Origin of the sequence: Bacillus cereus group sp. BfR-BA-01524 (genome assembly GCF_022662595.1) — a bacterium.
In the GTDB taxonomy this organism is placed as follows: Bacteria; Bacillota; Bacilli; order Bacillales; family Bacillaceae_G; genus Bacillus_A; species Bacillus_A thuringiensis_S.
In genome coordinates, this window is record NZ_JAKUDW010000267.1 from 1 (window position 1) to 600 (window position 600).

Here is a 600-nt window from a genome sequence, read left to right on the forward strand (position 1 = left end):
TATTCCTTGCACTCCTTGAGAACCTTGGGCACCTTGTGTACCTGTCAATCCGGTAGTCCCTTGTATTCCTTGAACCCCTTGAGGACCTTGTGTTCCAGCTGCTCCTGTCTCCCCTTGAATTCCTTGAACTCCTTGTATACCTTGTGCTCCTGCAGGACCGGTTACTCCTCGGATTCCTTGTGCACCTTGAGTTCCTTCCGCTCCTGTAACACCAACTGGACCGGATACGCCTTGTATTCCCACCATTCCTTGTGCACCCGTTGGACCTATTACACCTTGAATACCTTGAATACCTTTAGGACCTTCTGCACCTGTTGGACCAGTTACTCCCAGCGGACCTTGTATTCCCTGAGAACCTTCTGCACCCGTTGGACCGGTTATACCTTGGTTACCTTGAGAACCTTGTGCCCCTTGTACTCCAACTGCTCCAACTACACCTTGGGAACCTTGCGCTCCCCTTACACCTTGATGACCTGTTGGACCGGTTATACCTTGCACTCCTTGTGCTCCAATTGGACCTATCTCTCCGCTTACACCTGTTGAACCAGTCGCTCCCGTTGGACCTGTTGGACCTCCTGGTGGACCTGGTGGACCTGATGG

At 52.3% G+C, this 600-nt stretch carries 1 pseudogene; it reads right to left on the reverse strand.

Annotation, left to right across the window (positions count from 1 at the left end):
- Positions 1–600, reverse strand: a pseudogene (locus MR170_RS30980) (collagen-like protein); the annotation flags it as partial.